The organism is Microvirga massiliensis (genome assembly GCF_001006805.1).
Taxonomy (GTDB): domain Bacteria; phylum Pseudomonadota; class Alphaproteobacteria; order Rhizobiales; family Beijerinckiaceae; genus Microvirga; species Microvirga massiliensis.
Window position 1 is genome coordinate 12,437 of sequence record NZ_LN811366.1, and the last position, 20,919, is coordinate 33,355.

Annotated in this window: 17 protein-coding genes and 1 pseudogene; 7 read left to right on the top strand and 11 right to left on the bottom strand. The window is 62.5% G+C overall.

What is annotated here, in order from left to right; genetic code table 11:
- Nucleotides 1–86 precede the first annotated feature (86 nt).
- A complete protein-coding gene (locus BN1233_RS35860) occupies nt 87–1,079 on the bottom strand; it encodes a LysR family transcriptional regulator (protein ID WP_082145856.1) in 993 nt (330 codons plus the stop codon).
- 925 nt (nt 1,080–2,004) lie between these two features.
- Here BN1233_RS35860 and BN1233_RS35865 point away from each other — a divergent pair.
- On the top strand, nt 2,005–2,943 hold the full coding sequence (locus BN1233_RS35865) for a LysR family transcriptional regulator (RefSeq protein ID WP_046868460.1): 939 nt from the start codon (nt 2,005–2,007) through the stop codon (nt 2,941–2,943).
- Nucleotides 2,944–2,988: 45 nt separating this feature from the next.
- Here the strand turns inward: BN1233_RS35865 and BN1233_RS35870 are convergent, their stop codons facing one another.
- The gene (locus tag BN1233_RS35870; RefSeq protein ID WP_046868461.1) at nt 2,989–3,711 is read right to left on the bottom strand and encodes an RNA polymerase sigma factor; all 723 of its coding nucleotides are present in this window, start codon (nt 3,709–3,711) and stop codon (nt 2,989–2,991) included.
- 42 nt (nt 3,712–3,753) lie between these two features.
- A complete protein-coding gene (folE, locus tag BN1233_RS35875) occupies nt 3,754–4,365 on the bottom strand; it encodes a GTP cyclohydrolase I FolE (RefSeq protein ID WP_046868462.1) in 612 nt (203 codons plus the stop codon).
- A gap of 104 nt (nt 4,366–4,469) precedes the next feature.
- Here folE and BN1233_RS35880 point away from each other — a divergent pair, with 104 nt between their 5' ends.
- Nucleotides 4,470–4,838 carry a DUF488 domain-containing protein gene (locus BN1233_RS35880; RefSeq protein ID WP_046868463.1) on the top strand — a complete coding sequence of 123 codons (369 nt, stop codon included), beginning with the start codon at nt 4,470–4,472 and terminating at the stop codon, nt 4,836–4,838.
- Between the two features lie 98 nt (nt 4,839–4,936).
- Here the strand turns inward: BN1233_RS35880 and BN1233_RS35885 are convergent, their stop codons facing one another.
- Nucleotides 4,937–5,356, bottom strand: a complete 420-nt coding sequence (locus BN1233_RS35885) for a hypothetical protein (RefSeq protein WP_046868464.1) — start codon at nt 5,354–5,356, stop codon at nt 4,937–4,939.
- Between the two features lie 93 nt (nt 5,357–5,449).
- Here BN1233_RS35885 and BN1233_RS43790 point away from each other — a divergent pair, with 93 nt between their 5' ends.
- The gene (locus tag BN1233_RS43790; protein ID WP_052764084.1) at nt 5,450–7,966 is read left to right on the top strand and encodes a hybrid sensor histidine kinase/response regulator; all 2,517 of its coding nucleotides are present in this window, start codon (nt 5,450–5,452) and stop codon (nt 7,964–7,966) included.
- Between the two features lie 709 nt (nt 7,967–8,675).
- On the top strand, nt 8,676–10,004 hold the full coding sequence (locus BN1233_RS35895; RefSeq protein WP_197094514.1) for a hypothetical protein: 1,329 nt from the start codon (nt 8,676–8,678) through the stop codon (nt 10,002–10,004).
- Nucleotides 10,005–10,704: 700 nt separating this feature from the next.
- Here the strand turns inward: BN1233_RS35895 and BN1233_RS35900 are convergent.
- The 7 genes and pseudogenes from BN1233_RS35900 to BN1233_RS35930 form a co-directional block, all read right to left on the bottom strand.
- A pseudogene (locus BN1233_RS35900) lies at nt 10,705–11,818 on the bottom strand (NAD(P)H-dependent flavin oxidoreductase).
- 156 nt (nt 11,819–11,974) lie between these two features.
- Nucleotides 11,975–12,520, bottom strand: coding sequence for a DUF488 domain-containing protein (locus BN1233_RS35905; RefSeq protein ID WP_046868466.1), 546 nt, complete (start codon nt 12,518–12,520; stop codon nt 11,975–11,977).
- Between the two features lie 12 nt (nt 12,521–12,532).
- Nucleotides 12,533–12,982 carry a PAS domain-containing protein gene (locus tag BN1233_RS35910; RefSeq protein WP_046868467.1) on the bottom strand — a complete coding sequence of 150 codons (450 nt, stop codon included), beginning with the start codon at nt 12,980–12,982 and terminating at the stop codon, nt 12,533–12,535.
- A 102-nt stretch (nt 12,983–13,084) separates the two neighbouring features.
- Nucleotides 13,085–13,582, bottom strand: a complete 498-nt coding sequence (locus BN1233_RS35915; RefSeq protein ID WP_046868468.1) for a DUF2231 domain-containing protein — start codon at nt 13,580–13,582, stop codon at nt 13,085–13,087.
- A 212-nt stretch (nt 13,583–13,794) separates the two neighbouring features.
- A complete protein-coding gene (locus BN1233_RS35920; protein ID WP_052764085.1) occupies nt 13,795–14,547 on the bottom strand; it encodes a TetR/AcrR family transcriptional regulator in 753 nt (250 codons plus the stop codon).
- Nucleotides 14,548–14,633: 86 nt separating this feature from the next.
- Nucleotides 14,634–15,557 (bottom strand): polysaccharide deacetylase family protein, encoded by a 924-nt coding sequence (locus BN1233_RS35925; RefSeq protein WP_046868469.1) that lies wholly within the window; start codon nt 15,555–15,557, stop codon nt 14,634–14,636.
- On the bottom strand, nt 15,554–16,012 hold the full coding sequence (locus tag BN1233_RS35930) for a nuclear transport factor 2 family protein (RefSeq protein ID WP_244470634.1): 459 nt from the start codon (nt 16,010–16,012) through the stop codon (nt 15,554–15,556). Before BN1233_RS35930 ends, BN1233_RS35925 begins: the two co-directional genes overlap by 4 nt.
- Before the next feature lie 166 nt (nt 16,013–16,178).
- Between BN1233_RS35930 and BN1233_RS35935 the strand changes: the two genes are divergently transcribed.
- Genes BN1233_RS35935 through BN1233_RS35945 form a run of 3 tightly spaced genes read left to right on the top strand, consistent with a single transcriptional unit; the run spans nt 16,179 to nt 20,835 of the window.
- Entirely contained in the window at nt 16,179–17,384 is a 1,206-nt protein-coding gene (locus BN1233_RS35935; protein WP_082145857.1) for an ABC transporter substrate-binding protein, read from the top strand.
- Between the two features lie 32 nt (nt 17,385–17,416).
- A complete protein-coding gene (locus BN1233_RS35940) occupies nt 17,417–18,289 on the top strand; it encodes a branched-chain amino acid ABC transporter permease (protein WP_046868471.1) in 873 nt (290 codons plus the stop codon).
- Nucleotides 18,286–20,835 (top strand): branched-chain amino acid ABC transporter ATP-binding protein/permease, encoded by a 2,550-nt coding sequence (locus BN1233_RS35945; RefSeq protein WP_046868472.1) that lies wholly within the window; start codon nt 18,286–18,288, stop codon nt 20,833–20,835. The genes BN1233_RS35940 and BN1233_RS35945 overlap by 4 nt, the downstream gene beginning before the upstream one ends.
- The last annotated feature ends 84 nt before the right edge of the window (nt 20,836–20,919 follow it).

Consider the following 20,919-nt stretch of genomic DNA (forward strand, 5'->3'; position numbering starts at 1 on the left):
CGCTGGAGTGGACCCTGTCCTCGCCACCCCCCTTCCACCAGTTCGAAACCCTCCCAAGGATCGTCGAGACACACGAGTAGCCGCTGTTACGGTGCGGCTGCTTTCCTCAGCAGGGTCGGTGCCGTGCACTCGGTCTCGGCCGGGCTCTCAATGGCGGGAGCGAAATCGTCGCGGCCTGACGAGGCGGCTATGACCGGGAGCTTCGGCGCGGTGGACATGTCTGCATCCAGCGGCCCTTCCGCTTCGACGACCTCTCGCAGGCCCTTCAGTGCAGTGGTCAAGGCGCCGCTTTCAGCCTCTTCCGAATAGACCACGTAGACAGGGTGGGTGAACTCCGGCGCGTGCGGCACGACTTGCAGGCGCCCGCTGGCGAGATGGCATCGGACGGCGCGCTGCCGGAAATAGCCGGAGCCGCCGACCTGCAGAATATAGTCCAGCCCGAGCGGGCCAAGGCCAACGAAGAGGCCAGGGCTCGAGAATTGCGGAAAATTCATCCCGTGCTGGGCCGCGAAGTCATGTCCCCAATCGACGTAAACATAGTCGGGATCTGCTACGCCGGTGGAAGCAGGATCCGTCGTGACCAGGACGAGCCTCTCCTCCATCAGCATTTCGACTTTCAGCCCCGGCCAGTGCCGGGGCGCGTAGACGACTGCAAGGTCGAGCGCTCCATCGGCAACCTGGCGTAGCAGGCCCTCCGGCGTTCCTATCTGGGCTCGGAGTGCTACGTCGGCTGCACTGTTCCTCATCCAGATCATCCACTCGAGGAGGAGAGGGCTCCAGAGGCTGAGCTCGCCACCAGCCGCGAGCATGGCGCGGTGTCCGGGCGGGATCGAAACCTGGTGGCGTGCGCGCTCCCAGACCTGAACGAGGGTCCGCGCAAAGCGCAGGAACTGCTCGCCGGCAGGGGTGAGGCTCGAGCCGGACTTGTTGCGCAGGAAGACGGGCCGCCTCAGCTGGTCCTCGAGGGAGCGCACCCGTGCACTGACGGTGGTCTGCGTTACATTCAGGCGCTCGGCTGCGCGGACGAAGCTGCCGGTCTCGACGATGGTCAGAAAGGTTCGGGCGAGTTCGATATCCATGGTGGCACATTGAGCAGGCCTGGGTCCTGCGAGATCTCGGGGGAAGCGCCGCAGCCGATCGACCGCCTCGGCGGTCGAGTGCCCAGAATGACGATCTTCCGGTTCTTCTTATTTGTGGCCCCGACCTCGAATGCGGCTGCGCCTGACCGAGCCCGGGGCTACGTGCCCGCGATCACGTTACCTGCGCGAAGCAAACCGGGGATGGAGGTCGTAAAGCTCAGCATAATTACATGTGACTACTGTTTATTTCAGAAGTCAAACCCGGGCGGTGAGCGGCTCCCCCGTGGGCCTAAAACCAAGCTCCAGGTCTGACCGGCGCGGCGATCCGGTCGAAATGCGCAGCCACCCGCGACGCGAATGCAGCAAGAAACATGCTGGCAAGCTGCAATAGAATTCATTTTCAACATTGCTGCGTTTGCTTTCTCATGACGCAAACGCTGGCTTTTGGCACGACCGGAGGCTGAGGATGCGATCTAGGAGGGGGCGCCGGTGCGACTCGCGCGGCATTCTGGACGAGATCGGGATCGGTTTGTCCCCCATGCAGGGATCACGAGGCGCCCGTCCGACCATCTTTCAGCACCGCACTTGTCCACTTCAAGCGGACGATGAGGGCGAAGCAGACTCGGAGGTGGAGGCTTGCGCGCCGGATCCGGAGGAGATGAGGGCCCGAAATTGCGAGGGCGATCACGTGTCCTCTATGGCCGGATCAACGGCTCCGAAACCCTGAAGAAGTGAGGGCGTCATGCTGATCGAGCGCAAGAGCAACACCGCAAGCCGTGGCGCCCTGCGCGGCATCGGCACCAGCGTGATGCCTTGCCTCATGGATTGGCACCGCGGTACCTCCATCTCAAACCATGGGATCCGGAGCGATCTCGCACCTCCGGCCGACTGTCTGCCTCGTTGAAGATCGAGGCGAGGGCCAACGATGGATATCGAACTCGCCCGAACCTTTCTGGCCATCGTCGAGGCCGGAAGTTTCGTCCGCGCCGCAGAACGATTGAATGTGACCCAGACGACGGTCAGCGCACGTGTCCGCTCACTGGAGGACCAATTGCGGCGGCCGGTCTTCGTCCGCAACAAAGCGGGGGCGACGCTCACGGCCGCGGGGGAGCAGTTCCTGCGTTTCGCACCGACCCTGGTTCAAGTTTGGGAGCGGGCACGCCACGAGGTCGCCATTCCGGCAGGCCGGCGAGCAGTACTCGCGATCGGAGGCGAGTTGAGCCTGTGGAATCCATTGCTCCTCGCCTGGATGGTGTGGATGAGAAACAACGCAAGCGACGTGGCCCTTCGAACCCAGGTCGGCCTCCCTGACGGGCTGCTGCGCCAGGTAGGTGACGGTGTGCTCGACCTGGCGGTCGTCTACGCCCCACGGCACATGCCCGGGCTGAGGGTCGAGATGATCATGGAGGAGGAACTCGTGCACGTGACGACCGACGTCACGGTTTCCGACGTGTCCGATCCTGATTATGTTTACGTCGACTGGGGCGAGGACTTTGCGGCCCACCACGGGATGAGTTTTCCCCAGTTTTCCGATCCGGGATTGTTCGTCGGGCTTGGTCCGCTTGCGCTGGACTACATCGTCCAGGTCGGCGGAGCGGGCTATTTTCGGCGACGGGCGGTCCAGCCCTTCCTTGCGAGCGGGCGATTGAAGGTAATCTCCAGAGCGCCGGTCTTCACGCATCCCGTCTATGCGGTCTACGCGGAGAGTATCGACAGCGATGTTCTTGGTCTCGCAGTCGAGGGCCTTCGGGAACTCGCCGCAGACGCTGAGTCGCAGGACAGGCCCCGGGGCAAGACGCCTGAGGCACCAAGCTCCTCGATCGGAGCAATACTACCCTTGAACCCCTCCCATCGTGGGTTGTGACCGGACAGCGCCGAATACAAGCCGACTGACCTCGCCGACGCCTCCTCAGGCGCTAAGGTCGTCTTCCGGACTGTCATTCAGGCCAAGCCGCGATAGGACGGCATCAGTGATCCGTGCGCATCGAACTCCCTGAAACGGGAAGGTGTCCCGCAGGACCGTCGCGAGCTTTTCGTCAAGGTTCTTCCGCAGCAGCCTGCGCGCCCGATGCAGTCTCGTCTTCACGGTCTCGGGCCGAAGTTCGAGATTGGCTGCGGTCTCCTCGATGCTCAGCTCTTCGACATCGCGCATTATGAAAACGAGACGGAAGGGTTCGGGCAGGTCATCGATGGCGTGTTCGAGAAGACGTCGCACCTCCTCGCGCGCAGCGGCGGCTTCGGGACTGGGATTGGCATGGGCGCCGGGGAACATGATCACACGGGTATCTCCCTCCTGAATGGCCCGGTCGAGCACGTCGAGTCCCTCAGTAGGCCTCCGACGCCGTATCCGGCCGAAAGCGTCATTCAGAACGATCCTGGTCAGCCATGTACCCAAACTACTGTCGCCACGGAAACCTTTCAGCGCCGCGAAGGCGTGAAGGTATGCTTCCTGCAGCACGTCCTCGGCTTCGGTCTCGTCCCGTACGATTCCCCGAGCCACTCGATACAGACGCTGGTTATAGCGCTGCATGATCGCACGGAATGCGGCTCCATCGCCGCCGCGGACAAGTTCCACGACCTCCAGGTCCGTGCACTGAGAGATATCCCGGCGCTTTGCCGTAACGGTCTGCATGTTCGGTCTCCTCGGTTATGAGGAACCGGGATCGCGTCGAGGTCAAGCGATCGCGGTCAGGAATTCCTGTCGGGTAGCGGGATCGTCCCGGAAGGCGCCGAGCATCCGGTTCGTCACCATCGAGACCCCGTGCTTACGCACGCCACGGTTCGCCAAACAGGCGTGCGTCGCCTTCACGACGACGCCGACGCCGCGGGGCGCCAGGATCTCCTCTATGGTATCCGCGATCTGCGCGGTGAGTCGCTCCTGCACCTGGAGCCGATGGGCAAAGGCATCCACGACGCGGGCGAGTTTCGAGATGCCGACGACCCGTCTGCGCGGCAGATAGCCGACATGTACGATGCCGCGGATCGCCGCCATGTGGTGCTCGCAGCAAGACTCGAAGGGGATATCGCGCAGGACCACCATGCCGTCATAGCCGCCGACCTCCTCGAAGGTGCGTTCGAGCATCTCGGCAGGATCCTGCTCGTAGCCCTCGAACCATTCTTCGTAGGCGCGGATGACCCGGGCAGGGGTGTCCACGAGCCCCTCGCGCCCAGGGGACTCGCCGGCCCAACGGATCAGGGTGCGGACTGCCTCCTCGGCCTCGTCGCGGCTGGGGCGCGGCGCGACAGCGTTCTCAATGCAGCGAAGTTGCTCGCGTGTGCTCTGCATTACAGCTCCCCTGCGGGTTGTGCGGCGCTATATGATTGGATGGGACAGGCGAGGAAAGGTTCCGGCCAATATAGAGCCCAGGAGCTGATGACTGGAGCAAGCCGATGAGCACGCGAATTGTGGCCGGCAACGTCAAACTCAAGCGGGCTTACGAACAGCCTGCACGTGAGGACGGGACTCGCATCCTGATCGACCGGCTGTGGCCACGCGGCATGTCGAAGAAAGCTGCCGCCCTCGATCTTTGGATGAAGGACATAGCCCCTTCGACGGAGCTTCGAAAGTGGTTCGGGCATGAGCCATCGCGTTGGGAGGAATTCCGCCGGCTATATGCGGACGAGGTCCGGTCTAAAGCCGAGTTGCTTGGTCAATTGCGTGTCCTTGCACGGCAAGGCCCGATCACGCTGGTGTATTCGGCACACGATGAGGCTCATAACGATGCCGTCGTCCTGAGGGACCTGATCTTGGGGCGATAGTCAGGTATCCAACCTCGAATGGGCTTACTGTCTTATGCTTGCTCCCTGGCCGCATAGCAGCTGACGGGCGGCCATCTCGGAACCCCATGCCCTCTCGGTCAAGGATCTGGCAATCCTAAGGGCCGGCGCGGAGCGACCTGATCTTCCCAAGCAACAAAAATATTGCAGGGAAGGTGCAAACAAATTTTCTTGCCCGCAGTAAAAAAGCAGTCGACGTTGAGCGGCAATGTCAAAGAGCCGATGGCGAAGCTAGCCTGAGCGATCCTGCTCCGGAGTCGGTCGATGGGGAATCGTATGCACAGGCTGAGGTCCTCACCCATCGGTTTGAACCCGAGCCTGTCGGTGGATCCAGGTTCGATCTTCGCAGCGGATCGGAAGCTCCGCGATACCAAGGTGATCAGCGTCGAGGCGGCGCGCACGGCCTTCCGGCCGCAGGCCCCGGAATATGGAAAGCGACGGCCAAGATCATGGAGGATGCGCGAGAACGCGTGTCGAGAGGGCACCTCGTTCTCCAGCACGAATTGTTGCTTCGGTTCCCGAATTTCAGCGCCGGCCTATAGGTCCGAGCTGCGAAGAAACAGACACCGATGGGGGCGACAGCCAGAATAATCTTGACCGACACAACGACCGACACGGCGAATTCGAATGTCCGCGCACCCGCACAGCCGGCATTGATTCGCGCACTCCGGGCACTGATCTTTGCCTCTCTGTTTCTGCCGGCCGTGCTCTTGGCCGCGGCAGCCTTTCATGACTGGCAACGGCTGAATGCAGCCGTCGAGAGGCGCGCCTACAACACGGCGGCTATCCTCCGCGAGCACGCCCTGAAGGTGTTTCAAACTCACGAACTCGTTCTGGACCGGGTCGATGAGCGCATCCGAGGCATGACCTGGGAGGAGATCGAAAGATCCGAAGACGTGCGCCTTTTCCTGAGGGGGATTGCGACGGGGCTCGACTACGTCAGTTCGCTGCTCCTGGTCAGGCCCGACGGGCAACTCTCCAGCGGCACGCGAAGCTCTCCCCTCCCGCAACCGATGAATGTCGCGGACCGGGACTACTTCCTCGTTCCGAAGTCCGACAGCGACGTAGGCATATATATCGGCAAACCCATTATTGGGCGCGTGAGTGGTGAGCCGATCATCAACGTGAGTCGTCGGAGATCGAGTCCGACCGGAGATTTCGACGGCGTGATCGCAGTTGCCGTTACCACGGACTACTTCAATCGGTTCTATCGCACGGTCAGTGCAGGAGCCGATTCAGTGACCCTTGTGCGGGCCGATGGCACTGTCCTGGTTCGAGAGGCGCCAGCCGTAACGAGCGGGGAGATACTAAGCCCCCTTAGTGGGTTGATGCGCGGCATTGCTGCCGGCGATTCGGGACTCTACGAGACAGCTTCCGAGCTGGATCAAGTCCGGCGCCTCCATGCCTACGAGAAGGTCGGCCCCTATCCTCTGTATGTGAGTTACGGCGTGTGTCTCGCTGCTGTCCAGCAGGAGTGGCTCAAAGGGGTCATGGTTCATGGGTTCTTCGCTGCGCTGGCGTCCATGGGATTGGCGACAATCACCTGGATCGCGCTGCGCCAAGCCCATCGGGAGCAAGCAGCGGTCGAGCGATGGCGGGGCGAGGCAATCGAACGTGAACGTGCCGAACACCTCTATCGCGCTCTCTACAACAGAGCCCCTATCCCCCAGCAGTCTCTCGACGCCAATGGCGCTCTCCTCACCGTCAGCGACACGTGGCTGGAACTGTTGGGCTACGATCGGCAAGCAGTTATTGGTCGCCTCTTCCAGGAGTTCCTTCCACAGGACCAGCAGTTCACCTTCGACCAGCACCGGGCCCGCCTCCTCGAGAGCGGCAAAGTCAGGGATTTGCCGCTCGAGGTGCTCCGTAGATCGGGAGAGCGCGTTCCAATTCTCTGGTCGGCGACCGTCGAGCGGAACCGCGAGGGCCGCTTCGTCCAGACACTGGGCGCCCTGGTCGATGCCACGGAGCGCAGAAGGGCCGAGAAGGGACTTGCGCAACTCCAGAAGGTGGAGGCTATCGGCCAACTTACGGGCGGGGTGGCGCATGACTTCAACAACCTTCTTCAGGCCCTGTCCGGCTGCCTGCACCTGATCGACAAAGGAGCCTCAGAGCCCAGGCTGAAGGCTATCCTGGAGGCAGGTCAGCAGGCTGTCGGTCGCGGCGCGAGACTCACCCAGCAACTGATGGGCTTCGCCCGCCGGGAAGCACTCAGGCCCGAGCCAGTCGATATTCCCGATCAGGTTCTCGGGATGTCGGAGCTCCTGACTCGTGCGCTTCGCGAGAACATCAAAATCAATCTGGAGCTGGAGCATGGGCTCTGGCCTGCCTTGGTGGATCCAACGCAGTTCGAGATGGCCATCCTCAATCTCGCGGTGAATGCTCGGGATGCGATGCCGTCCGGAGGAACGCTGCGTGTCACAGGCATGAACTGCACATTCGGTCCTGGGGAACAGGCAGACGGTCTCGTTGGCGACTTCGTCCGCCTGACGATCAGTGACACGGGATCGGGAATGCCGCCCGAGGTTCTGGAGCATGTCTTCGACCCGTTCTTTACGACCAAGGAGGCAGGTAAAGGCACAGGGCTGGGCTTGAGCCAGGTCTATGGCTTTGCGCGTCAGGCGGGCGGTACTGTGCAGGTAGAAAGCGCTCCAGGAGAGGGGACCAGGGTTTACCTGCTGCTCCCGCGTTCAATGCAGGCTGCTGTTGCGGAGAGGAAAGTTAGGAGCAGCAATGGTACCCTAGACGGCTTGAAGGTACTGTTCGTTGAAGACGATCCCATCGTCAGAGCCATGGTGGGGGCAGCGCTGGAAGACCTCGGATGTGAGGTCACGCGAACCGCCTCGGCAGAAGAGGCTCTCGAAGCTCTCCAAAAGGGAGTTGAGGCCGAACTGCTCTTCAGCGATGTCGTGATGCCGGGCATGACCGGCGTCGAACTGGCAAAGGAGGCCCGCCTGCTGCGACCGGGTCTCGGCATTGTCCTCACAACGGGCTATAGCGAGGACGCTGCGCGGCTAAGTGGCACTCGCGTGCTGGCGAAACCCTACCGTATCGAGACCCTGGTCAAAATTCTCGCGGAAGAAATGAACAAACGCCGCTCGTCGCACTGACCGACTCAACTCGGCTAAAGGAAAACTGTTTGTTCGACATACCCGGCACCGATTGCCCTAACGGCCAATGGAGAGCGAAAGTCCCAGGCAGGACGCTGGCTCGAACTCTCCTGTCGCCGCCAATCCAGTCGTGAAATCGCAAGCAAGCCAGCCGATTCCGGAGATACCTCACTAGACAGCATTGTCCCCGCGAGTGGTACCAAGGAGATGCATAGAGAGGTCCGACAGATCGACGCTGAAGTGCTTGGCTGAGGATCCGCGACCCGGGAAGTGGCGTAGTGGCTGCGCTTCCCCGATCCCGTGGCAATGATGCGCAACCTGCTCACCTGGCCGGTCTGCACAGTCCGTTGATCTTGCTATCGCCATCGCCGGTCTCATGCGGAATCTAGCGGTCGACCGAGGTCGGGGCGACTGACGTCACCCGGCTGCTCGTTCCGGACGGATGATTTTGATACAGAGAGCTGCGCGATACAGTGATCACCGAGTCTCATCCATGACTCACCAGGATGTCTCCAGACTGCCCTGAGAAGTGCGAAAGCAGAGACCTCCGCGAGTATCCGGAACCTCTTCGACGGCGACGCATCCAATGGCACGATGAGGAGCTGCGATCCGCGAGGCTCACCCAAGCCTGGAGATCTGACGGTCCGAACCGCGGTTCTTGCAAGTAGAGGTGTCTATTGGAGAGGAGAACTCCATGAGGCGAAGAACTGTGCTGATCACGGCCTTTGCCGGCGTTGGTCTATTTGTAGTAGCGACCGCCTCTGCTGCTCCTCTCTCCAAGAGGAGCACTGTCGTCCCCTCTCAGGAAGGCTTCGATGTGGAGATCGTGCGCTACGCGCGGGCGATGCTCGACGACGGCAGAAAGACATTCCGCTATGAGACGTTCGGGAGCGAGGCGTTCTGGGGTGATACGCTCCAGCTGCACAAAGCGATCATCGGCGAGCAGAATGGCGGTGTCGGCCCCGGCGTTTCGCCTAAAACTGCGCTGTCGGTTGGGCTCAAGGTCGATGCCGACGCGCTGCCGGATGCATTGAAGCAACGCATCAAGGCAGGCAAGGTCGACCTCGACGATCCGGCAACGACAATTGCTCTCCTCAAGTTGAATGCTGTGGTCGGTGTGACCGCCTTCGCCAACCCCGACGGCCGCGTCAGGTCGATGGGCATTCAATGCGCTCTTTGTCACTCGACCGTCGACGACTCGTTCGCCCCCGGCATCGGCAAACGGCTCGACGGCTGGGCCAACCGCGATCTCAACGTCGGAGCGATCGTGTCTCTGGCGCCGAATCTCAAACCGTTCACGAACCTCCTTGGCGTCGATCTCGAGACCTTGAAGAAGGTTCTCGCGAGTTGGGGCCCCGGCCGCTACGACGCAGAACTGAACAAGGATGGCAAGGCCATTCGCCCCGACGGCAAGCAGGCGGGAACGCTACTCCCACCCGCGTTTGGCTTGGCTGGCGTGAATCTTGCCACCTGGACGGGTTTCGGATCGGTTACCTACTGGAACGCCTATGTCGGGGTGACCCAGATGCATGGATTGGGAACTTTCTTCGACCCCCGATTCGACAACCAAAGCCAATATCCCGTTTCCGCCAGGAGCGGCGCAGGCAATACGCGGGACATGCCGGACAAGGTGACGGGCAAGCTGGCCGCGCTGCACCTCTACCAGCTCTCGATCCCGGCGCCGAAGGCACCGGCAGGATCTTATGACAAAGCTGCATTCGAGCGGGGAAAAATGGTTTTCAACGGCCCGGGAAAGTGCGCCACCTGCCACGTCCCGCCGCTTTTCACCGAGCCGGGTTACAACCTCCACGCGCCCCATGAGATTGGTATCGACTCGTTTCAGGCTGACCAGTCCCCAACCCACATGTACCGCACGGCTCCGCTGGCAGGGCTGTGGACGCATCAGAAGGGCGGTTTCTTTCACGACGGCCGCTTTGCCACCTTGCTCGATGTGGTGAATCACTACGATGGGCACCTCAAGCTGAATCTCAGCGAGGCAGACAAAAAGGATCTTGTCGAGTACCTGAAGGGTATTTGAGATTGGGTCGTTCCAGCGATCCTGGATTGGCGATCGGCCCTTATCCGACACTGCAATGTTCTTGCAGCAATGCAGCAACCAAATTTCCTTGCCCCCGACAGAAAAGAAGGCGACGTTGGGCGGGAACGTGGAAGAGGTGAGGGCGAAACAGCTCCGAACGATTTTGCTTCGGAGCCCGCTTATGGAGAGCGATCATGCAGTGGCCGCAATCTTCACATGCCTGCTATGATCCAAGTGCTTCATGTGTACCGAGTTCGGTTGCCAAAGGGGATCGGAACGTTTTCGAGGCTAAAGTGATCAGTCTCGATGCGGCCCGCGCAATCCTCCGACGACAGGGGTGGGAACGTCGGATGACTCAGGCCGGGATCAGGGCGGGTCTGCGAGAGAACGTGTTCGTTCTCCAGGACGAGCCGTTGCTTCAGTTCGGAGATTTTCACGCCGATCCGTAGATCAGAGTTGGGCCCGCAGACGCATGTAGAGTCCGCCGCAATCTCCCATCGGAGCCGCTTCCGACCGCTTGGGTCATCGTCTCACGCACGCTATCCCATTGGAGCTTGGTAACCCCCAAGGCCACCGCCGCATCTGATTGCTCGCGTACTTGAGGTCAGGCGTCTCCCACATGGTTCGAGAGTTCTGCGGACCAGCATACCGGCTGATTGGATACAGCGGAGACATCCACGAGATTCGCGCGCTGTAATCTTTAGACTCGAGGGCCCATACGCTCCAGTGCTTCCACGGCAAGTTGGCGGGTCAGCTCTCCCGCTGGGATCTCACGTCCCAGGGCCGCAGCTGACCCGACCAGAGCGGAATGAAATCGGCCGACCCGATCTCTTCGGATTTCTTGCGCGTCGGCGCAATGGCACCTGCAGCCAGTGGAAACCGGGGGCCGCATCGGACATCGGCCCCACCTCGCGAACGATGCGATTGACGATCGAGCGCGCGGGGCGCCCAGTGAACACGTTCGTCAGTGCGGTTGCCTCATCCCGTGTGTCCCTCAAGGCACTGCGGTGGAGAGGTCCTACCTTTGCCTCGGGGCAGTACAGATAAGCAGTACCCCTCTGGACCGCCGATGCGGCCAACGCGAAGGCTGCGACGATACCGCGGATGTCTCCGATTCCACCTGCTGCGATCACCGGCAACCGAACGGCATCCGCGACCTGCGGAACAAGCGCCATCATGCCGACCTGGCCTGCGATATCCTGGGTCAGAAACATGCCCCGGTGGTCGCCTGCCTCATAGCCCTGCGCGATGATGGCGTCGCATCCCTCGTCCGCGAGTCACCGGGCCTCCTGGACACATGTCGCGGTGGAAATCACCTTGGCGCCGGTGCCCTTGACGCGGTCGAGCAGGGGTCTGTGGGGCAGTCCGAAGTGGAAGCTGACCACCTCCGGCGTGAACTCCGCAACGAGATCACACATGGATTCCTCGAACGGTGCACGCGCTGCGCCGGCCGGCTGCACCGTCGCGTCGAGCCCCAGCTCCACGTAATAACTCCGCAGCCGCTCGGTCCAAGCCGCCTCGCACGACAAGTCCCTTTGCGGCGGCTCATGACAGAAGAAGTTCACATTGATTGCGCGCGACGTGCGCTGACGAATGATCTGCAGCTGGGTGCGAGTCTGCTCGATATCGAGCATCGCGCAAGGCAGCGAGCCAAGGCCCCCGGCCTCCGAGACCGCGACTACCAGGTCGGCACCAGCCGAGCCTGCCATGGGTGCCTGGATGATGGGGATTTCGATCCCGACGAGATCGAGGAAGCGGCGGTCGTTCCACGTGGCCGGATACTGTCCAGTAGAAGGGGAGGGGCTTTCGGGCATGGTGAGGATCCGTCAGCTCAAGGGTTTTGCGGCGCCATGTCGGGCGCCTCCTGCTTGGGCGTCGGACCAGTCAGGTGGGAAAGGAGCCGGTCGCTATCCAATGCTGGAAGCTTGCTATCAGGGCACATCCGAGCCTCCGATGCTCTTCATTGGAATTCATCCCTGCATCTCTTCTGCTGGATAGATGAGGCCAAGACCTGGAATCAGGCGGGCAGCTGGTGTCATCCTGGCTTCCTCGATCTTCTCCGGGCCGAGGATATGAAACACCGCCTCACCGGTCGCCAGCAGATAGTCGGCGATGATGCGCCGGTGGCAGCGCCACCAGACCGCCTCGGCACACATGATGGCCGTGCGGCACCGGCTGCCGAGCTCGCGCAGGTGGGCAAGACCGGTGCGGAAATCTTCGGTCAACGCGTAATCCGCATAGTTCCGGAAGCTGTCATTCTCCCAGAACCCATTCGGCGAGGGTTCGACGAGGCGCTGCTTGCCCCTCAGGCCACCGAGCGCGGCCAGGTGCTCGTAGCCGATCTGGCAGGATGCGAGCTCGGTTGGCATGACGTCCCGGTTGAATTGGGGATTCGTCCTGGAGCGCGGCACGGTGCGAACGTCGGCAACGAGCCGCACCTCCGCCGAACGCAGAAGTTCCACGAACTCCGGAAGGGTGCGCGTGGAATGCCCGATCGTAAAATACGGGTTGGCCAAGATACACCGCGATCAATCGTTCGCCGCGCGCCTTGCCAGTGCTTCCATCTCGGCGAGCCTCTTCTTGAGCGCTTTCATCTCGTCGAAGCGCTTCGTCACGTCGCGCAAGATTGCCGCCATCCCCGTCATGCGCCCATCCTCATCCTTGAGCGGCACGATCGTGAACTCCACTGAAATCCGCTGACCATCCTTGCGGATAGCGGGAACGGAGAGCAGGTCGCCCTGGCCGTAGCGGCTGTTGCCCGTCTCCATGACGCGATGCCAGCCTTGCCAGTGAACAGCGCGCTGGCGCTCGGGGATGATCAGGTCGAGCGATTGCCCGATCGCTTCCTCGGCGCCATGCCCGAAGATCCGTTCGGCGCCGGGATTCCAGATCCGGATGATGCCGTCGTTATCCGCTGCTACTACCGCGTCGGCGGCAGCGGCGAGGATGCTGTCGGCAACGATACGCTTCAGCTCCATCTGGGCCTCCTTTGCTCCCGTTACATGAGCATTCCCAGGGAGCAGAGGCAATCCACCAAGAGCCGTGTGATCTCCCACTTCGGGAGCGTGGAGCCAATCCATCTACACTGGGGGGATACCAGGAACAGGCGCATCCTGGGGCCGGTCAGGCCCATTGTCGATCACGGCAACGTGGTGCTTGTAGACCATCTCCCAGCCGCGCCAGCCGGTATAGAGTAGGATCAGAACGACGACGAGCGAAATAAGCAGGCCGACAGGAAGCACGGCCGCATCACCGGCCTCGTAGCGTCGATACCAATTCCACAGCGAGAGCAGCACCGCGATCACATTGCCGATCATGTGGTGCCAGGCTGCGGAAAGGTCCCGAATGCGCGTATCGCCCAGGAAATCCGTAAGACCGGCGACCGCCGCCAATGCCGCCATCACCAGGGCGGCACCCAGCAGATAGAATGCGGCTGTGCTCCACCCCGTGTTACCCGTTCTCCAGAAGATCAGGTCACACACGAAGGTCGCTACCAGAAAGGCGATCGGGAACGGAATGAGCATCGGGTGCAGAGGATGGCCGGCGATCTGGGCCGTGCTCTGCGGATTGAGCGACATCGCATCGATCTCCGCTTCGACAACTTACCATCCAGATTGGATGCGGCTGGTCTCGAAAGGTTCCCGACAAGTGAGATCCCGGAGAGGAAGGCCCGTATGGTTATCGAGGTGAGCGAGGTCAAAGCACCGCGAAGCATCATACCAGATCGAGCTTGGCACTGATACTTCGAGCACGCGGGTGCCTCCCGAAGAGCGCCGCGAGAGCAAGCCGCTCAGGCACTCTGTTTGGCCTGCTCCGCAGCGGGGCGCCAGTGCTGAGCGTCCGACGTGGATGGGCTCATCAGGGAGCGATCATGTTCCGGATCGGCCGTGAGCCACGTCAGGATCAGCTCTTGAGCGTGTCTACGACGTTCAGTTAGCCAGCTCTCGTCGGTAAGATCCTTGTCGAACATGGCCGACAGAGTGAATCTGTTGGACACATGGAAGTAGCTCTGAGCAACAATCGAAATATACAGCTGAACCGGGTCGATGCCCTTCCGGAAGACGCCGGATTTTTCACCTCTCGCGAGCAGACTTTTGATCGCTGTGACGAGTGGGAGGGTCAGTGACTTGATTTTATTCGATTTCTTGATGTGCTGAGCACGCAGCATATTCTCGTTGTTGATGAGAGACACGTATTCGTGGTGGCTTCCGAAAAATGAGAACGTGAAGTCTACCAGACGCCTCATTCCCTCTACGGGGTCGACTTCGTCGAGCTGCAGGCGTTGCTCCGCGGCCCTGATTTCCGCATAGACGTGCTCGAGAACAGCCAGATAGAGGCCGGCCTTGTCGCCGAAATACTGATATAGGAGGCGAATGTTGGTGTTGCTCCGGGAGGAGATCGTATTAACCCGGGCGCCATCGAATCCGTGGCGGCAGAACTCCGCTGTGGCGGCCGTGAGAATGGACTGTTTCGTCCTATCAGGATTGCGTCTTCGAATGCCATCATCCGGCGTTCTGCGCGTCGATTTCGCCCTGGCGTCCATCGTTCAAATCCATACTCGCCGGCACCATCGCTTCCTGCATCACCGGCCGGCACACTTGTCCTGCCGGGATATCTATCAGCGGTGCCCTACGGCACAAGGCCGGCTGGCAGCGCAGAGCAGTGCGCGGCGATGGCGCCGGCCGTAGTGGGCCAGATTTCGCTGCGCCGTGCCACGATGTGGCTCAGGGCACGCCGCAAATGGCGTAGCCGGTAGGGCTGCCCGACGAGATAGGGATGGAGCGCGATCCCCATGACGAGCGGACCGGTCTCCGCCTGCTCGAGCATCTCGTCGAAGTTCTGGACGATTATGTCCGCGAACTGATCGGCGGAGTTCTTCCGCCCGACGATCGCCGGAATATCGTTGAGTTCCTGCGGATATGGGACCGAGAGGATACGGCCGCCATTGCGGGTGGAGAACCAGATCGGCTGGTCGTCCATGCACCAGTCGAGGAGATAGCGGTATCCGGCTTCGGCGAGGAGATCCGGCGTGATTTGGCTCTGCGAGATCCAGGGACCGAGCCAGCCCGCCGGGGCTGCTCCCTCAAAGGCCGCGATGGTCTGTGTGGTTTCTGCGATCAGGGCGCGTTCCGAGGCTTCGTCCAGCACGCCCTGGCGCTCGGCATTGGTGCGGCCATGCCCGACCACCTCGTCGCCGCGTGTGCGAAACGCCTCCATGACTTCGGGGCAGTAGCCATAGATGCTGCTGTTCACGAGCACCGAGACTGGGAGCTCGAGCGCATCGAAAAGATCGAGCAGCCGCCACACGCCAACCCGGTTCCCGTAGTCCCGCCAAGCATAATTCAGGACATCCGGCTGCGGCCCGCCGGGGCACAGCTCCGCGCCAAGCCCCTCGCCGAAGGCGAAATGCTCAAGATTCAGGCCGATATAGACCGCGAGACGCTTGCCATTAGGCCAATCGTAGACTGGACGATTCCGGATCCCGCTATAACGGTAGCGCCCGTGCGCCCGCAGGAGCGGCACGTTTTCGGGCGCCTTCGCTAAGTCTCTCACGCCGCGCTCACCCCGCTCAGCTGCGCGGCGCGAACCCCCCTGCCGCCGTCCTCCGCAAGACCCTGACGTGCCAGGATGATCTCGGCGCTGTCATTCCAGACATCCATGCGTACGATCTTGCCGGCGCGCACGACAAAGCGGTCGACATAGCGATTGCCTTCGAATGCCGTGCCGTCCGGCCAAGCGCCGTAGAGTGTGCCGGTGTTATAGACCACGGCCTCATCGGGGGTTGCGCCAGGCGCCACGTCGGTGCGCTCGAAGCGCTTCTTCACCCAGGCATAGCGCTTCGCATTGAAGGCCGTGCTCTCCCGAGGATCGCCCATGCGCCGTCCGCCCGTGAAAGTGATCTGCACGTCCGGTGCCATGTAGGTGCGTGCACGGTCGGGATCCGGAATCATCGATGCCTCGAGAAAGGCTTCCACGATACGGGCGGCTTCGTTCTCGGAAGATGCCATTGTTTCCTCCATGGCGTCGGCGTGGCGACTTCGGCGGTCAGCTTGACACGCTACCCTCTTGTAAGAGAATACTTACTTCTGTCAATTCTGCAGCCGGGATTGACGATACAAAGATACACAACCGGGCCGCCTCGAGGACCCGGAGTTCGAAGGGAGATACAACGCCATGATCGGATTCGGACCATCTGGAGTCGCCGGGCTTACGCGGAGAGCCGCACTCGGAATCGGCGCTACGCTCGGTCTCACCCTGCTCGCGCCTTGGTCCGCGCAGGCGGCCGAGCCGATCAAGGTCGGGCTCGTGACCGCGCTGTCCGGGCAGTCGGCGCGTGCTGGCGAAGCGCTGACGCGCGGACTGACAATCGCGATTGACGAGATCAATGCCAAGGGCGGCATTCTCGGCCGTCAGGTCGAGCTCGTGCGCCGCGACGACGAGGCCAACCCGGCCAAGGGAGTGATCGCTGTGCGCGAGCTGGTGCAGCGCGAGAAGGTCGCCGTCCTGTTCGGAGGGCTCGACACGCCCGTCGCGCTCGCCATCGTGCCATTCACGAACGGCGCCAAGGTACCCTTCATCGACCCTTGGGCCGCCGGTACCAACATCACCCATAACGGCGCCAACCCGAACTACGCCTTCCGCGTCTCCGCGATGGACGATTCGGTCGATAAGGCGATGGTCAAATATGCGATGAAGACCTATGGCGCGAAGAAGCCGGGCCTGATTCTCGTCAACAATCCATGGGGCGAATCGAACGAGCACGGGCTCCGCGCGGCTCTGAAGGAGGTCGGCATCGAGCCGGCCGGAGTCGAGAAGTTCGAAGGCAACGACGTCGACGTGGTCCCGCAGCTCACGCGCCTAAAAGATGCCGGCGCGGACGCTCTTCTCCTCGTCGGCAATGTCGGTCCTTCGGCTCAAGTGGTGAAATCGCTCGACCGCATGGGCTGGGAGCCGCCGATCGTGTCGCATTGGGGGCCGGCCGGTGGACGCTTCACGGAACTCGCGGGGCCGAGCGCAAAGAAGGTCATCTTCGTCCAGACCTACAGCTTCTTCGGCAAGCTTTCGCCGGTCGGCGAGCGGGTGATGAGCGCGCTCAAGGCGAAATATTCGGACATCAAGGGGCCTGCCGACATCACGCCGGCCGTCGGTGTCGCCAACGCCTACGACGCCATGCATCTCGCCGCGCTCGCAATCCAGAAGGCAGGCAGCACCAAGGGTGAAGCGATCCGCGAGGCCCTGTACCAAATCGACCGCTACGACGGGCTCATCAAGACCTATGAGAAGCCGTTCTCGCCGGAGAGCCACGATGCGCTCGGGGTGGACGACTACATCTGGACCCGCTTCGAAGGCGACCACATCATGCCGGTCGTGAGCAACTAAGCGCGATCCCTAACCTTCGGGAAGCATAACGCATGCTCCTTTCCGCTCTCGTCACGGGACTCGCGCTGGGGAGCATGTACGGGCTCCTCGCGCTCGGCTTCCACGTCACCTACGCCGTCTCGGGCACGGTCAACTTCTCCCAGGGCAGCTCGATGACCCTCGGGGCCGTGCTCGGGTTCTTCTTCATCGTCCTCTGGGGATGGCCGGTCGCACTCGGCGCTCCCGCAGTGCTTCTGCTGTGCGCGATCTACGGCCTCGCCGTTGAACGCTTCGCTGTTCGTCCATTCGTGCAGCGCGGCTCGGATAGCTGGCTGATGGCGACGGTTGCCGTCGGAATCATCCTCGACAACGTCGTCCTCTTCACGTTCGGCAAGGAGCCGCGGAGCTTTCCATCGAGTCTGGCGATTAAGCCGATTCAGCTCGCCGAAGGCGCCGGCGTCTATCCGCTTCAGATCGTGATTCCGATCGTGGGCTTCGCACTCGCGGCGGCGCTCCACTTCCTGGTTCGGCGGACACGACTCGGCATCGCCATGCTCGCGGTGGTGCAGAATCCCGATGCGGCGCAACTCATGGGCATCGATGTGCGCCGCTCCGTCGCCGTCAGCTACGCGGCCTCCGCAGTGCTTGCGGGAATCGCCGGACTTCTGATCGCGCCGCTGTTCAACGTCTCCTCCGACATGGGCACGCTGTTCGGTCTCAAGGCCTTTGCGGCTGCCATCATCGGTGGCCTCGGGAGCGCGTGGGGTGTGATGATCGCCGGCATCTGCCTCGGGCTGATCGAGGTCTTCGTCACCACGCTTCTGGGCTCGGTCTACACGCAGATTCTCACCTTCGCCGCCGTCATCCTCATTCTCGTCGTGCTGCCGCATGGGCTGCTCGGCCGGGCCGGAGTGAAGAAGGTATGACCCGTTTCAGGCTCCTCCTCGTCCTCGTGCTTCTCGCCGCGGCGCTAGCTTATACGGCGATTACGGACAGCTATGGCGTCTTCCTCGTGGCCACCACGGCGCTGACGGCCATCGCCTGCATCGGGCTCAATGTCCTCCTGGGCCTCGCCGGTCAGGTCTCCCTTGGTCATGTCGGTTTCATAGCCATCGGAGCCTACACGACCGGCCTTCTGATGGAGAGCGCGGGCTGGCCTTTCTGGGCCACGATTCCCGCGAGCATGGGGCTCGCCGCGCTCGTCGGCGGCATTCTCTCGATGCCCGCTCTGCGGGTACGGGGGCCGTATCTCGCGATGGTGACGATCGCCTTCGGGTTCATCATCGAACACGGGGCGGTGGAATGGCGTGATCTCACCGGCGGTGGCAACGGACTGATCCTGACGGCCAGCCCGACACTGTTCGGGATGCCGCTCGGCGAACGCGGAATCGCTATCCTCGGCGTCTGCCTCGTCGCAACTGCCCTCGTGCTGTTCGACCGCCTGAAGGAAAGCGGCTGGGGCTTCGCGATGCGCGCTGCCCGCGACACCGAGGTCGCCGCGCGTTCGATCGGAATCGACCTTGTTTGGGTGCGCACCGCAGCCTTCATGATCTCGGCGGCGGCCGCCGCGCTCGGAGGCTCCTTGTTCGCTCCCCTGAACGGCTATATCAGCCCGAGTTCCTTTCCATTCCTGCAGTCGATCCTGCTCCTCCTGGCCGTCATGATCGGAGGCTCGGGCACGACGTTCGGGCCTGTGATCGGGGCAGCCGTCGTGGTGCTCCTGCCCGAACTGCTGGCCGATCTCGCCGAGTATCGGCTCCTGGTCTTCGGGGGACTTCTGCTCGCGGTCCTGCGCCTGGCGCCACTCGGCATCGCCGGAACGGCCGGGAACCTGCTCGGCCGCTTCCTGCCGAAAGCCGCAGCCCCGGATACCGAGCGTGTCGATGTGGAGCCCGCTCTGCGTCAGCCAGATCGGGATCTCTCGAGGCTGAGCGTCGGCGGCCTCTCGATCTCCTTCGGCGGCGTCCGGGCAGTCCAGGACGTGTCACTGGAGGCTCTCCCTGGGCAGGTGACGAGCATCATCGGCCCGAATGGCGCCGGCAAGACGAGCGCGTTGAACCTCCTGTGCGGGTTCTACAAACCCGATTCGGGCAAGGTCGCGCTGGGCACGGACGACATCACCGGCCTGCCGTCGCACGCCCTCGCTCGCCTCGGCGTCGCGCGTACATTCCAGACGACGCAACTCTTCGGAACGCTGACCGCGACCGAGAACGTCATGCTCGCGGCACGCAGCGGGCGGCTCGGCGGCCTCGTGACGCCGCTCGGGAGCGCGCCGGGCGATCCCGCGTCAGAGGCCTTCGCGCGCTCGCTTCTCGATTTCGTCGGAGCCGGGGAGGGGCTCGAACGCCCCGCCTCGGCCTTGCCGCATGTCGAGAAGCGACTCGTGGAGATCGCCCGGGCGCTCGCCCTCCGTCCGAAAGTGCTCCTGCTGGATGAGCCGGCGGCCGGCCTGTCCTATGCCGACAAGCAGCGCCTCGTCGCATTGTTGAAGCGGATCGCCGAGCTCGATGTGACCGTGATCCTCGTCGAGCATGACATGGGCATGGTGATGACGCTCTCGGACCAGATCGTCGTGCTCGACGCCGGACGCCGCATCGCCGCAGGGGTGCCGGAGGCCGTCAGGACCGATCCGGCAGTGCGCAAAGCCTATCTCGGCGAGGGTGCCGGAACGCATCGTCCGGATCGCGCAGTCGCTTCACGGGCTTCGGGCGCACAGGCTCCCGTCCTGGAGGCCGATCACGTCGATGCGGGTTATGGCGCCTCCCAGGTGCTCACGAATATCGCCATCGAAGTCGGAAGCGGCGAGGCGGTTGCGGTGCTCGGAGCGAACGGCGCCGGCAAGACGACCCTGATGCGTGCGCTCGCGGGCCTTCAACCGCCGAGGGCCGGTGGCACGATCCGTCTGAAGGGCGTTCCCATCCACACTTACACGGCCCATCAGCGCGCCCGGGCCGGGCTGGTGCTGGTCCCGGAGGGCCGTCAGGTCTTTCCGGAACTGACGGTCCTCGAGAACCTGAAGCTTGGGGCCTTCGCGCGCACTGGGGCCAATATCGATTCGGAAATCGAGGGCATGTTCGAGCGCTTCCCGCGCTTGCGCGAGCGAAGCCGACAACGTGCGGGTCTTCTCTCCGGCGGAGAGCAGCAGATGCTGGCAGTTGCGCGCGGCCTCATGACGGGTCCGGTGGTGCTCATGCTGGATGAACCGTCGCTGGGCCTTGCCCCGAAAGCCGCGGACGAGTTGTTCGAAGCCCTGGGTCGGCTTCGGAACGAAGGCATGACGCTCGTCGTCGTCGACCAAATGGCCGGCCATGCCCTGGCGCTCGCCGATCGGGCCTACCTCCTGGAGACCGGCGCAGTGGTCAAAGCCGGATCCGCGCACGAACTCGCCCACGATCCAGCGCTCGAGCAAGCGTATCTCGGTGGCTCGTCGGAAGCGCCTTCTCAAGCGGAGAGCCGCGCCTCGGTTGCCTAAGAGAAAGTCGCAGCGCCACCCTGCGATTTGCCGTCATTAAGCTCGTACCTCTTGTCTCTGGTCGCTCGCCAAGAGTCGTAGAGT

What these genes read in the sequence shown, in the direction of transcription:
- BN1233_RS35930 (WP_244470634.1), bottom strand. Translation starts at nt 16,012, where the DNA reads ATGGCATCTTCCGAGAACGAAGCCGCCCGTATCGTGGAAGCCTTTCTC.
- BN1233_RS35910 (WP_046868467.1), bottom strand. Translation starts at nt 12,982, where the DNA reads ATGGAGCTGAAGCGTATCGTTGCCGACAGCATCCTCGCCGCTGCCGCC.
- BN1233_RS35940 (WP_046868471.1), top strand. Translation starts at nt 17,417, where the DNA reads ATGCTCCTTTCCGCTCTCGTCACGGGACTCGCGCTGGGGAGCATGTAC.
- BN1233_RS35865 (WP_046868460.1), top strand. Translation starts at nt 2,005, where the DNA reads ATGGATATCGAACTCGCCCGAACCTTTCTGGCCATCGTCGAGGCCGGA.
- BN1233_RS35870 (WP_046868461.1), bottom strand. Translation starts at nt 3,711, where the DNA reads ATGCAGACCGTTACGGCAAAGCGCCGGGATATCTCTCAGTGCACGGAC.
- BN1233_RS35915 (WP_046868468.1), bottom strand. Translation starts at nt 13,582, where the DNA reads ATGTCGCTCAATCCGCAGAGCACGGCCCAGATCGCCGGCCATCCTCTG.
- BN1233_RS35860 (WP_082145856.1), bottom strand. Translation starts at nt 1,079, where the DNA reads ATGGATATCGAACTCGCCCGAACCTTTCTGACCATCGTCGAGACCGGC.
- BN1233_RS35935 (WP_082145857.1), top strand. Translation starts at nt 16,179, where the DNA reads ATGATCGGATTCGGACCATCTGGAGTCGCCGGGCTTACGCGGAGAGCC.
- BN1233_RS35920 (WP_052764085.1), bottom strand. Translation starts at nt 14,547, where the DNA reads ATGGACGCCAGGGCGAAATCGACGCGCAGAACGCCGGATGATGGCATT.
- BN1233_RS35945 (WP_046868472.1), top strand. Translation starts at nt 18,286, where the DNA reads ATGACCCGTTTCAGGCTCCTCCTCGTCCTCGTGCTTCTCGCCGCGGCG.
- BN1233_RS35880 (WP_046868463.1), top strand. Translation starts at nt 4,470, where the DNA reads ATGAGCACGCGAATTGTGGCCGGCAACGTCAAACTCAAGCGGGCTTAC.
- folE (WP_046868462.1), bottom strand. Translation starts at nt 4,365, where the DNA reads ATGCAGAGCACACGCGAGCAACTTCGCTGCATTGAGAACGCTGTCGCG.